12 protein-coding genes are annotated in these 12,008 nt (G+C 32.8%); 4 read left to right on the forward strand and 8 right to left on the reverse strand.

Annotation, left to right across the window (positions count from 1 at the left end):
• Positions 1–16: 16 nt before the first annotated feature.
• Entirely contained in the window at positions 17–1,477 is a 1,461-nt protein-coding gene (locus tag B3J44_RS15575) for a TonB-dependent receptor (protein ID WP_198857074.1), read from the reverse strand.
• A gap of 90 nt (positions 1,478–1,567) precedes the next feature.
• Between B3J44_RS15575 and B3J44_RS15580 the strand changes: the two genes are divergently transcribed.
• The 3 genes from B3J44_RS15580 to B3J44_RS15590 are packed head-to-tail and all read left to right on the forward strand — an operon-like array spanning position 1,568 to position 3,324.
• Positions 1,568–2,332, forward strand: a complete 765-nt coding sequence (locus B3J44_RS15580; protein WP_286969490.1) for an MBL fold metallo-hydrolase — start codon at positions 1,568–1,570, stop codon at positions 2,330–2,332.
• A gap of 14 nt (positions 2,333–2,346) precedes the next feature.
• Positions 2,347–2,850, forward strand: a complete 504-nt coding sequence (locus B3J44_RS15585) for a hypothetical protein (protein ID WP_198857076.1) — start codon at positions 2,347–2,349, stop codon at positions 2,848–2,850.
• A gap of 45 nt (positions 2,851–2,895) precedes the next feature.
• Positions 2,896–3,324, forward strand: coding sequence for a hypothetical protein (locus B3J44_RS15590; protein ID WP_286969493.1), 429 nt, complete (start codon positions 2,896–2,898; stop codon positions 3,322–3,324).
• Positions 3,325–3,426: 102 nt separating this feature from the next.
• Here the strand turns inward: B3J44_RS15590 and B3J44_RS15595 are convergent, their stop codons facing one another.
• From B3J44_RS15595 to B3J44_RS15620, 6 genes are all read right to left on the reverse strand, one after another.
• Positions 3,427–3,993, reverse strand: coding sequence for a cysteine hydrolase family protein (locus tag B3J44_RS15595; protein WP_286969495.1), 567 nt, complete (start codon positions 3,991–3,993; stop codon positions 3,427–3,429).
• Between the two features lie 5 nt (positions 3,994–3,998).
• Positions 3,999–4,643, reverse strand: coding sequence for a hypothetical protein (locus B3J44_RS15600; RefSeq protein WP_286969498.1), 645 nt, complete (start codon positions 4,641–4,643; stop codon positions 3,999–4,001).
• Positions 4,644–4,692: 49 nt separating this feature from the next.
• Positions 4,693–5,337, reverse strand: coding sequence for an alpha/beta hydrolase (locus B3J44_RS15605; protein WP_286969501.1), 645 nt, complete (start codon positions 5,335–5,337; stop codon positions 4,693–4,695).
• Between the two features lie 115 nt (positions 5,338–5,452).
• Complete coding sequence (locus B3J44_RS15610; protein ID WP_111366791.1) at positions 5,453–5,779, reverse strand: hypothetical protein; 327 nt, start codon at positions 5,777–5,779, stop codon at positions 5,453–5,455.
• Positions 5,780–5,784: 5 nt separating this feature from the next.
• Entirely contained in the window at positions 5,785–7,035 is a 1,251-nt protein-coding gene (locus B3J44_RS15615) for a dihydroorotase (RefSeq protein ID WP_286969505.1), read from the reverse strand.
• Positions 7,036–7,103: 68 nt separating this feature from the next.
• Positions 7,104–9,032: a vWA domain-containing protein gene (locus B3J44_RS15620; protein WP_286969507.1), complete on the reverse strand. Its 1,929-nt coding sequence runs from the start codon at positions 9,030–9,032 to the stop codon at positions 7,104–7,106.
• A gap of 250 nt (positions 9,033–9,282) precedes the next feature.
• Here B3J44_RS15620 and B3J44_RS15625 point away from each other — a divergent pair, with 250 nt between their 5' ends.
• A complete protein-coding gene (locus B3J44_RS15625; protein ID WP_286969509.1) occupies positions 9,283–10,395 on the forward strand; it encodes a lactonase family protein in 1,113 nt (370 codons plus the stop codon).
• 141 nt (positions 10,396–10,536) lie between these two features.
• On the opposite strand, the gene B3J44_RS15630 is transcribed toward B3J44_RS15625, so the two are convergent.
• Positions 10,537–11,883, reverse strand: a complete 1,347-nt coding sequence (locus B3J44_RS15630) for a DEAD/DEAH box helicase (protein ID WP_286969511.1) — start codon at positions 11,881–11,883, stop codon at positions 10,537–10,539.
• Between the last annotated feature and the right edge of the window lie 125 nt (positions 11,884–12,008).

Genomic DNA, 12,008 nt, shown 5'->3' on the forward strand with positions numbered 1-12,008 from the left:
AAAGGGACTTTTTTTATTATGTATTTTGTTCTAATTCTTTCTGCGGATGATATCCAAAAAGATGATGCTCTTTTATAATTTCAGGAATTCCTGGAGGAAGCATTGGTTCCCATCCGGTTTTACCTTGATTGATCATTTTTAAGATTTCTCTAGAGAAAACATCCAAGATATTCGGATCGTAATCTTCAATATCAACCACTTTTCCGTTGAATTTAAAGAATTTATACAATTCTTTCATTCTAGGATGAACTTTTAAGTTATTCGAGTTCATTAATGAGCCATCTTCATCTAACATTGGATATAAGAATACTTTCATATCACGGTAAAATAATTTTCCGAAAGCTTCAAGAATTCCACCACTTAAATGGCGGTAGTATTTCTCATCAAAAATATCAACAAGGTTATTTACGCCCATTGCCAATCCCATACGGGCTTTGGTATAATTTGCAAAGTATTCTACAACTTTATAATATTCTTGGAAATTAGAAATCATAACCGTTTGACCAAGAGAACATAGCAATTCGGCTCTGTCCATAAAATCTCTTTCGTCAATTTCTCCATCAGAGCGTAAATTCGAAAGTGTAATTTCAAAAATTACAAGAGTATTTTTTTCTTCAACCTTGTTTTCTTTCAGAAACATTTCTAACGACTTTTCATACATGTCCATATTTACTTTCGTAACAGGACGGAAACTTCCTCTTAAAGCTAAAAGGTTCTTTTTGTATAAAATAGCTGCAGGAAGAATGTTTTTACCTTCAGGGTTAAACATTACGGCATCTGTCATTCCGTTTTTAACCAATTGTAAACTCATCAAACGATTGTCTACATCAGCAAAACGAGGTCCAGAAAAGTTGATAGTATCGATCTCTAATTGATCTTTATCTAAGTGGTCATATAAGTAACGAAGTAATCGTTTTGGATCGTTATATTTGTAAAAAGCACCGTAAATTAAGTTAACTCCTAAAATACCAAGTGTTTCTTGTTGTAGTCTAGCATCAGTCTCTTTAAAACGAATATGCAGGATAATTTCGTTATAAGCTTCGTCGGGTTCAATTTGATATCTAATTCCGACCCAGCCGTGACCTTTAAATTGTTTAGCAAAATCTATTGTGGCAACAGTGTTGGCGTAGCTAAAAAAAAGTTTTGTAGGGTGTTTTTCACGACTTAAACGCTCTTCAATGATTTGTCCTTCATGAGTAAGCATTTTTTTTAATCGTTCTTCAGTAACATATCTTCCGTCACTTTCAGTTCCATAAATGGCATCACTAAAATCTTTATCATAGGCAGACATCGCTTTTGCAATAGTTCCCGACGAACCTCCTGATCTGAAAAAGTGTCTAACTGTCTCTTGTCCAGCGCCTATCTCAGCAAATGTTCCGTAAATATTTTCGTTTAAATTAATGCGTAACGCTTTGTCTTTTATAGAAGGAATCTGTTCGATGACCTTGTCACCCTTGAGTTTTATTTCTGTACCCATTTTGTTTTAAATAGATTTGTTACAAAGTTAGTAAATTAGGCTTCTAATGAAAGAGAAATAATCCTATTTTTGTAAAAAAATTAAGTTCAATTGAAGGTTTATTTTTTAGGTACAGGTACTTCTCAAGGCATTCCAATTATAGGAATCGATCATCCTGTTTGCAAAAGCACTGATGCTAAGGATAAAAGGCTTCGTGTATCCATTTGGATAACATGGGACGATCATTCGTATGTTGTAGATTGTGGCCCCGATTTTAGACAGCAAATGCTTTCTTGCGGATGCCAGAAACTGGATGCAATTCTCTTTACTCATGAGCATGCAGATCACACTGCTGGTTTAGATGATATACGCCCATTTAATTTTAGACAGGGTGAAATTCCGATTTATGGGCATCAACGCGTCCTAGATAATTTAAGACGCCGTTTTGATTATGTTTTTGAAACGGTAAACAAATATCCAGGAGCTCCAAGCGTAAAAACAATAGAAGTGCAAAATAATGCACCTTTTGCTGTTGGAGATAAAACAGCAATTCCGATAAATGTAATGCATGGAGATCTTCAGGTTTTTGGATACCGAATAGATGATTTTGCCTATCTAACAGATGTAAAAACAGTCGAGCAAGTTGAGGTTGAAAAGCTAAAAGGTTTGAAAGTTTTAGTAGTCAATGCTCTGCGTGTCGAACCTCACAATACGCATTTTAATCTACAAGAAGCACTTGATTTTATTAATCTTGTTAAACCTGAAAGAGCTTATTTAACTCATATTAGCCACGTTTTAGGGTTTCACGAAGAAGTGCAGAAAACACTTCCAGATAATGTTTTCTTGGCTTACGACAATTTAGAAATTACAATTTAATTATATACCACACAATGAAAAAATCCTTAATGCTTTATCTTTTTATTCTTGCCATTTTAATGAATGTCTTTACGTATGCATTTTACAGTGGGGAAGTGAAATTTGGACAAGACCGATATGATAAAACAACTAAGAAATTAAGAGACAGCATTAGCCTCATGAAAAACAAATTGGCTGAAGCTGATTATTTTTCTTTAGAGCATAACGAAAATGCTCAAAATTACTTTGATAATAGCGCCTCTGGAGGAAAAGTGATTTTGTATGAAAAACTAATTCCGGTTGTAACAGAAAAGCTGTTAGATTTCAATTCAAATCCAAAAGGGAATCCATATACAGGGCAAGACCAGATTGGGCCAACTAAATTTATCATTAATAAAGTAAAAATTTTAAACCACAGATGGATTATTGCAGATTATAGCAATGGAGAATTATGGGGAGAAGTCTTGTTAAAATATTTTGTTGATAACGATGATAATATTACCTTTGAAGTAAATCAAACTTGGTTATATCAAAAATAGGATTTTATAATCCTATTTTTTTTGGCCTTTAAATAAATTAGGATTATGAAAAAGATGTTTTTGTTTTTGATTATTGCTAGTACAATTTCGTGCGGGAAAAAAGTTTCTCAAGAAAATGTAAGTACAACTCCAAAAGAACCGAAAAAAGAAACTGTCGTTGGCGGAGATTCTGATTCTCATGGCTGTAAAGCTTCAGCTGGTTATACTTGGTCGGTTTTGAAAAAAGAATGTATCAGAGTTTTTGAAAATAGCACAAGACTGAATCATGCAGAAGATGGAAAAACTTATTCTACGGTTTCCTATGTAATTTTTGATGGAAATAAAGCTGAGCTTTTTCTTGATACTCAAAAAGAATCAATTATTCTAGAAAGAAAGTCAGAAGGCGATTCTTGGGTTAACGGCGATTGGCAGTTAATACCTTGGAAAGGCTATGTTCTGAAAAAAGCAGGGAAGATTCTTTATACGGGAGAATAATTCAGTGTTCAATTGGTTTTAAGTTTAAGTTTGTCAGGCTGAGCGAAGTCGAAGCCACGTGAAGCTCTTTGACTTCGCTCAAAGTAACAACTGTTGTGAAAACTAACCAATCTCTTTAATAAACTCAGAAGTTACTACGTGAGCAAATTCATCGTTTAAACTTGCTAAAGCGGTTTGATGTATTAATTCGGCAGAGAAATTTTCTCCGTTTACGCCTTTTTTATTGAAAGTAGCTGTTGCGTCAGAAACTAGGTAAACATTGTAACCAAAATTTCCTGCCATTCTTGTTGTGGTAGAAACGCAATGATCTGTAGTTAAACCTACAATTACAAGATTCGTGATTTTGGCAGTGTCAATTAGCTCTTTTAAGTTCGTTCCAATAAAAGCACTATTGACATTCTTTTTGATAATTATTTCTCCTTCAAGAGGTTTTACAATATCTTGAAATTCATTACCTGGATTTGTTTCATTTAAAAGCGAATTTGGATTTGAAGAACAATGCTGAATATGAAAAATAGGCATTTTTTTGCTTCTCCAAATTTTCAGAAGTTCGCCCGCTTTTTGCTCTGCATCAACATTATTTCGATCTCCGCCCCAATACGCAACATCGTGAAAGCCTTTTTGGATATCAATTAAAATTAATGCTGAATTATCAAGTTTTGTATTCATTTTAATTAAGATTTTAAAAATGGTTTAGTTACTTTGTCTAGTAGGCTATCTCGTTTTAAGACGATTCCCAAGTATTTATGATAACTCAAGCCAGAGGTTTCTGCGTTTGCATTTTCATTTGCCATTTCAGCATATTTTTTGCCAATCTCTGCTTTAGAATTGTAAAAGTTTATTATTGCAAGTAAAGAGAAAGCAATATATTTTTCATTAGGAAACAACAATCCTGAAATTTTATTTTCCAGCATTTCTTCAGCTACTGGATATAAATCTATGAATTGATTTTTAACTACAATTTCAGCATAATCTAAATACGATTGAGTAATTACATTTGGAAATGTTTTTTCAAAATCAACAGCTTTTTTAAAATATTCAAGTGCTTTCTCTATATTGTTTTCAAGTTGAAAAATATTTCCAAAAGTATGATAAACAGAACCTTTGTTGAAGTTGTCGTCTGGATATTCATTTAGAACTTTGCTTAATAATTCCTTTGCAATTTGTAAAAGCTTGGGTTTTTTAGTGTCAACTAATTCTATTGCTTGAATTTTAAGATATTGAGCTCTTCCATCTTTTCTGGCACGAGAAAGTTTCGCAAAGAATTCTTCTTCATCTGTTTTCGACCAAGATTTTCTTCGATACCAATCTGTTGCCATAAAATAAATTATTTAGTAAAAAGCTGCGACCTTAAACTATGACTGAATACTAACTAAGCAGCCAATTCCTAAAATCAAAGAAATTTTGAGGAGCAACTCCATGTCCAACAGGATATTCTTTATAAGTAAGCGGAATATTTAATTTTTCTAAAGCAGCAGGTGTTTTTCTCGCCCATTCAATCGGAATAACTTGATCTACAGTTCCGTGTGAAGCGAAAAACTTTAAATTTTTGAAATCATTGTTTTCAAAACCTTCTTTGATGATTTCTTCATTAAAATAACCACTCATTGCCACAACTCTTTGAATTTTTTCTGGATAAGAAAGCGCTGTTGCATAACTTAAAATAGATCCTTGGCTGAATCCGATTAAAGTTACATTATTGGCATCAATTGGATAATTTGCTACTAATTCATCAATAAACTTTGCAATTAAATCTCTTGAAGTTTTGGCTTGTTCATTATCTGAAAATTTATTCTGATCTGCATCAAAGTTGATCGCGTACCAAGCGTAAGCGCCATACTGTAAATCGTAAGGAGCTCTTGCAGAAATGATATAATAATTATCAGGAAGTTCAGAAGCAAAAGAGAATAAATCGGCCTCATTACTTCCGTATCCGTGCAATAAAAGCAATAAAGGATTTTTATCTAAAATTACTTTTGGTTCTCTTATTTTATATTCTAAAGATAGATTCATTTTTTTAATTATGAGTTGTAAGTTGTGAATTGTGAATTTTCCAACTTTGTCAAAGTTTTAAACTTTGACAAAGTTTTTAGGTTTCATTTTTGGTTTCAATTTGGAATTTTAAAATTTATCCAATTTTCTTAAACCATTTTTGAAACAATTCTCCAACTAAAGGAATCGGTCTCATTTGTCCTTGAATAGCATTAAAAATACCGAAAGTCCACAGAATTGAAATACAAATCCACATTGGGAAAGTGATAAAAAAACTATCAAAATTACTGATTATTGCTCCGAAGGAGATAAAAGTTAAAGACAAGCCCAAAGACTGACGGATATGAAAAGAAGCAAAACTGTTTTTGTTTTCAGAATTCATACTCATGGCAATTAAAACGCCAATGATTAGAATATAACTCGTGATAGCGATTGGTTTTCCTTCTTCGACTGAATTGTTCATTTGTATTATTTTGTAACTAATTGATTTTGATTTAAAATTCCGTAAACAGAACCTTTAATTTCGGTTCCTAAAAAAGCAGAATTTTTAGATTTTGAAAGAATGTTTTCTTTCGTAAAAGTTGATTTTCCTTCTGTTGAAAATAAAGTGATATTTGCTTTTGCGCCTTCTTCAATTGTATGGCTTTCCAAACCAAAAACCTTTCTAGCGGCAGTTAGTTTTGCTACAATTGTTTCTGCAGGTAAAACGGTCAACAAAGCTCCAAAAGCACTTTCTAAACCAATAGTTCCGTTTTTAGCAGTATCAAATTCCATTTTTTTGAATTCGATATCAATCGGATTATGGTCTGAAGTAATCATATCGATTGTTCCATCAGCAATTCCGTTCAATAAAGCTTGTCTGTCAACTTCAGTTCTTAGCGGAGGTGTTACTTTAAAACGAGTATCAAATCCGTCTAGTTTTTCATCAGTTAAAACCAAATGATGAACAGATGCGCTACAAGTTACGTTTAAACCTTTAGCTTTAGCTTCTCGAATTAATTCTACCGATTTTGCAGTAGAAATAGTCGGAATATGAAGTTTTCCCCCAGTATATTCTAATAAAAATAAGTTTCTTGAAATTTGAAGTTCTTCCGCCAAATTCGGAATTCCTTTTAAACCTAATCTTGTAGAAACAATACCTTCGTTTACAACTCCATTTCCTTTAATGTTCGGATCTTGCGAATATGCGATAACTAATCCGTCGAAATCTTGCACGTATTGTAAAGCAATTTTCAAGATATTAGAGTTGTCGATACTTTTGTTGTAATCTCCAAAAGCAATCGCTCCAGAATTCTTCATGTCAAAAAGTTCGGCCATATCTTTTCCTTCACTAGCTTTAGTTAAAGCTCCAATTGGGAAAATTTCTGTTGCAAAACCATTTGCTTTATTTTTTACAAAATTTACCTGAGATTGGTTGTCAATAATAGGTAATGAATTTGGCTGTAAGGCAATTGCTGTAAAACCGCTTTTTGCGGCAACATTCAATCCGTTTGAGATAGTTTCTCTGTCTTCGTAACCAGGTTCTCCAAGAGAAACACTACTGTCAAACCATCCTTGAGAAACATGAAGATCGTCAAATCGTACCACTTCTGCATCGTCATTAGGAAGAGAAACTCCTATTTTTTCTATTACACCATCTGCAATTAAAAGATCAACGGTCTGATTGTGAAACGGACTTTTGGAGTCGATAATTTTGGCGCTTTTGATGATTAGTTTCATATGTAGATAATTTTTTGTCGTAAAATGATTTTTGTAAAAGTAAAAGACCTTTCAAACAAAAGTGAATTCTATTTTACAAATTTTATAATTGCCATTTCTAATGCTAAAAATAACAGTGCAAAGATAACAAACCATTTCCAAATTTGGCTGTCAGTTCGTTCTGTTTGTAACGTATTAAAAATAGTCGAAATTGTATCAGCAGTTTTAAAATCAGAGACCACATTCGTGTTTACTTGACTCAAATCGCTTTCGGTTCTTTTGTAATTAAAACTGATATTCTCAACCCATTCTTTTTTGTCAAAAATGCTGTAGTTTCCAGCGGTTTCTGGAAAATCATTAAAAGTTAGTTTGACTTTATTGTTTAGAATCTGCTGAATTGGAATAAACGAATCGTCGGTTCCTTTTACTTCCAAAATAGCATCTTTAGTCAATAAAACATCAACAAAATAAGGCTGATTGTTTCCAATTGTCAAAGCATTTACACCAGTTTTCTGATTGTTTTGCGCGATTTTATAAAATAACGGAACTATTAAAGGCGATTGCTGAAAATTTGAATTGGCGCTATTTATTGGTGCTGTAAAAACGGTTATTCCAGAAACTGGGTTTTGAACAGAAGTAACAAAAGCAGTCTGGTCTTCAAATGAAAGAGCAGCTGGATAAGGACTAGAAACAGCAAATGAACTGTTTACTTTTGGATATTGGAAATTCGTTATTTTATTTTCAAAAACACCTGAAAATAAGGGATGATCAAAATTAATTTTAGTGATTAATTTACTGTTGGTCTCTAAATTCCCAAATTGAATTTTTCCAAAATTCCCCAACAATGCATTTAAGCTTGAAAGAGAAGCTTTGTCAGATGGAATGATAACCAAATTTCCGCCTTTAGAAACAAAAGCTTTTAAAGTGGTTTGCAAGGCTTGCGGAATGTCAATCAATTCGTTTAAAATAATAGTATTTTGTTTTTCTAAACTATTGTAATCTAAAGCACTGATAGAATAATTGTTGTAGTTAAATTCACCAGAAGTATATATTCTCGATAAGAAATTGCTTTTTTCTGGTTCACCAATACTAATAACGTTTGTTTTTTTGTTTTTAGAAATGCTAAAAAACAATTTGTTGTCATAAGTCAGACCATTATCTTCAATCGCAACGTAACCATGAAAAGCTTCTTTTGGAATCGTGAAATTGATTTTCTTTTTCTTTATATCAAAATTTACAATCGTTTTGGCAATCAATTTGTTTTGATTGTAAAGTGCCGTTGAAACAGGTTTAAAATCTTCGCCATAAGCGGATAAATTAATTCCGATTTCATAAAAATTTTCTAAAGTCTGATTGATGTAAACGCTGTCAATTGACACATTGTTTTTTTGTTCTGCTTTTGGAACTATGAAATACGGCTTTTCTTCAAAATCTAGATTCTTAATAGCTGTTTCTTTTAAACCAACAGCATCGGTAATAATGACAATATCTTTTTTATGAGCCGTTTTGTGCGCTTTTATTTTGGCTGTAATTGTTGCAAGATCAAAAGAAGTTGCGCTATATTTTAGATTTTGTAAAGCGCTTTTTGATGATTTAATATCAGTATTCCAAAAATTTTCGGTGTTTGTTAAAAGCGAAAATTGAGTGTTTTCTGGAGTATTTTCAAGTAATTCTTGAACGGCTCTTTTTAGTAATTCGCCTTTTTTTCCTTTTGCCTGCATGCTAAAAGAATTGTCTAGCACAATATACATTTCATTTGAAGCGTTTTTGCTGTCAGCAGCTGCAAAAAAAGGCTGTGCAAATGCAATAATTGCGCAAGCAAGCAATAATAATCGTGTAGCTAATAAAAGACGTTTTTTGATTTTAGAACTCTTGCGAGTCTGAATAGCAAGTTCTTTTAAGAATCGAACGTTGGTGAAATAGGAAGTTTTAAATCGTCTTAATTGAAATAAGTGAACCAAAATTGGAACGATCAATAAAAACAGAAAGTATAGAATTTCGGGATGTTTAAAATGCATTCTGGCTTCGATTTACTTCACTACGTTTTGTTTTTCGCGAAGATGCTGGTCAAAAATACAAATTAAAAATTTATTAAACCATATAAGTTCATGTAAGAGATTGTAAGTAAACTTAAAAGTAGAATGTAAGACTTATAACTGTGATGAACTTACGAGGCAAAAAAAAATGTAACTTTTGTAATTTCTTGCAATAAAGGGACTGTTTCAAATGGATATATTGCTTATTTTAGCTAATCAAAAAAAACAAATTATGAAAAAAATATATCTAGTCTTATTTTCAGCTTTATCAATTACAGCTGTTAAAGCTCAAAATAAATTCAATTTATTGGTTGGAACTTACACGAATACTTGCCAAAGCAATGGTGTTTATGTGTATGAGTTTGATGCTTCTAATGGCGAATATAAACTAAAGAGTTCTTCTGAAAATGTTGTAAGTCCGAGTTATTTATCTGTATCAGCAGATAATAAGTTTATTTATGCCGTAAACGAAAATGGAACGCAAAGTACTGTAAGCTCTTTTTCTTATGATTCGCAATCTGGAAAAATTAATCTTTTGAATAAAAATGATGCTTTAGGAGCAGATCCTTGCCATTTGATAAATGATGATAAACATGTCATCGCGGCTAATTATTCTGGCGGAAGCATTGCAGTTTTTAAAAAGAATGCTGATGGGAGCATTACAGAAGCACAACAGTTGATTCAGCACGAAGGAAAAGGGCCAAATGCGGCGCGTCAGGAAAAAGCGCATGTACACATGGTGGTTTTTTCTCCAGACAAAAAGTTCGTGATTTCTAATGATTTGGGGTTAGATAAAGTGTTTATATATAAATACAATCCAACGGCTAAAAACGAAATTTTGACATTGAAAGGAAGTGTCGACGTAAAACCAGGAAGTGGGCCAAGACATTTGACTTTTAGTAAAGACGGAAAATTTGTGTATTTAGTTCAAGAGCTAGATGGAACTTTGACGACTTTAAGCTGGGATAAAACAGGAATTTTAAAAGTTGTAGCAGAAACAAGTATTCTTCCAAAAGACTTTAAAGGAGGAACGGGAGCGGCTGCAATTAAACTTTCGCCAGACGGAAACTTTTTATATGTTACCGATCGTGTAGATGCTAATGCAATTTCGGTTTACAAAATTCTTAAAACAGGAGCTTTAGAATTGGTAGAACAACAAAGCACATTAGGAAAAGGTCCAAGAGATTTTGGTATCGATCCTACAGGAAATTACCTTTTAGTAGGTCATCAATATACTAATGATATAGTTATTTTTAAAAGAGATATCGTAACAGGAAAACTTACAGATACTGGCAGAAGAATCCAGTTGTGTTCGCCAGTTGGATTGGTTTTTACTAAGATTTAGTAAAAAAGATTCTAAGGTGCTGAGATGCTAAGCTTCTAAGGTTAAAAAAGGGTAAAGATTCAAAGAATCTTTACCCTTTTTTAGTGTTATATAAAAAACTTAGAACCTTAGCAACTTAGTAGCTTAGCATCCAAAAAAAAGTTATTTTTTCTTCTTCTTCTCATTTCTTGTCTTCAACATGTTTCTGTTAACAGAACCATGCGTTTTCTTTTTGGTTTTTGAAGGACCACCAAGATTGACTTTTTGGTTCTTTTTAGATTTTTCATGGAAAGCACCGTCACCTTCTAGTTTTGGTTTTTTTAGTAGAAATTTTCTAGGTAATTTATCTTTTTCAGCTTCAATTAACTTTTCTGAAATTTCAACTTCTTCAGGAAAATCGGCAATTTCAAGCTCTTGATCCATTAAAAGTTCTGTTTCTATTTTAAATTCTTCTTCTCTTGGAGTAACAAAACTAATTGCTTTTCCCGTTGCGTCTGCACGACCCGTACGACCAATTCTGTGCATATACAATTCTGGTTCTTCTGGAAGTTCGAAGTTAATTACGTGGGTAATATTCGAAATATCCAAACCTCTTGCCATAACGTCGGTTGTAATTAAACCGCGAAGATTTCCTTCCTGAAATTCGGCCATTGTGCTCAAACGGTAATTTTGAGATTTGTTGGAGTGAATTACACCAAATTGTCCATCAAAAAGCTCGTCGATACGATTGAAAAGCATATCCGAAATCTTTTTGTTATTTACGAAAACTAGAATACGGCTCATGCTTTCGTCAGTTTCCAGTAAATGTTTTAAAAGGTTTACTTTGGTATTAAAATTCGGAACGTTATAAGTAAGCTGTGTAATTTTTTCTAGTGGAGTTCCTGATGGAGCTAATGTTACCTCTTCAGGAAAATCAAAATAATCATTTAACAAATCATCAACTTCATCTGTCATTGTTGCAGAGAACAGAATATTTTGACGTTTCGTTTTCATCATTGCAAAAAGCGAAGTAAGCTGTGGTCTGAAACCTAAATTCAGCATTTCGTCAAACTCGTCAATTACTAATTTTTGTGTTTCGTCAAAACGAACTACCGCGTCAAGTGCTAAATCCATAGTACGTCCTGGTGTTCCAACTAAAATGTCGACACCTTCATAAACGGCTTTTTTTTGAGTATTGATGTTTACACCACCGTAAATACCTAAAGTTTTAACCGACATGTATGTAGTCAGTTTCTCTACTTCTTCTACAACCTGAACTACTAATTCACGAGTTGGAACAAGGATTACAATTTTTGGTGTATTGGTATGAGTAAATTTATACAGCTTTAAAAGAGGCAGTAAATAAGCAAATGTTTTACCAGTTCCAGTTTGTGCAATTCCCATCATATCACGTCCAGACATGATTACAGAAAAAGATTTTTCTTGAATAGGAGTAGGCGTAACAAATCCTAATTCGTCAACTGCTTTTTGTAATGATTTTGGAAGATTAAATTTTTCGAAAGTGCTCATTTGCTTTAAATTTTGTGCAAATGTACGTTAAATTCATGGTTTTTTGTTGAATTTGTAATTTTTGATGTCGTATTATCACTTTGAATGTCACTCTGAGCGAAGTCGAAGAGCGTAACGATTGGAAC

Origin of the sequence: Flavobacterium sp. UBA4854 (assembly GCF_002399805.1) — a bacterium.
GTDB lineage: Bacteria > Bacteroidota > Bacteroidia > Flavobacteriales > Flavobacteriaceae > Flavobacterium > Flavobacterium ginsengisoli.

What these genes read in the sequence shown, in the direction of transcription:
- B3J44_RS15575 (WP_198857074.1), bottom strand. Translation starts at nt 1,477, where the DNA reads ATGGGTACAGAAATAAAACTCAAGGGTGACAAGGTCATCGAACAGATT.
- B3J44_RS15585 (WP_198857076.1), top strand. Translation starts at nt 2,347, where the DNA reads ATGAAAAAATCCTTAATGCTTTATCTTTTTATTCTTGCCATTTTAATG.
- B3J44_RS15590 (WP_286969493.1), top strand. Translation starts at nt 2,896, where the DNA reads ATGAAAAAGATGTTTTTGTTTTTGATTATTGCTAGTACAATTTCGTGC.
- B3J44_RS15595 (WP_286969495.1), bottom strand. Translation starts at nt 3,993, where the DNA reads ATGAATACAAAACTTGATAATTCAGCATTAATTTTAATTGATATCCAA.
- B3J44_RS15600 (WP_286969498.1), bottom strand. Translation starts at nt 4,643, where the DNA reads ATGGCAACAGATTGGTATCGAAGAAAATCTTGGTCGAAAACAGATGAA.
- B3J44_RS15605 (WP_286969501.1), bottom strand. Translation starts at nt 5,337, where the DNA reads ATGAATCTATCTTTAGAATATAAAATAAGAGAACCAAAAGTAATTTTA.
- B3J44_RS15610 (WP_111366791.1), bottom strand. Translation starts at nt 5,779, where the DNA reads ATGAACAATTCAGTCGAAGAAGGAAAACCAATCGCTATCACGAGTTAT.
- B3J44_RS15615 (WP_286969505.1), bottom strand. Translation starts at nt 7,035, where the DNA reads ATGAAACTAATCATCAAAAGCGCCAAAATTATCGACTCCAAAAGTCCG.
- B3J44_RS15620 (WP_286969507.1), bottom strand. Translation starts at nt 9,032, where the DNA reads ATGCATTTTAAACATCCCGAAATTCTATACTTTCTGTTTTTATTGATC.
- B3J44_RS15625 (WP_286969509.1), top strand. Translation starts at nt 9,283, where the DNA reads ATGAAAAAAATATATCTAGTCTTATTTTCAGCTTTATCAATTACAGCT.
- B3J44_RS15630 (WP_286969511.1), bottom strand. Translation starts at nt 11,883, where the DNA reads ATGAGCACTTTCGAAAAATTTAATCTTCCAAAATCATTACAAAAAGCA.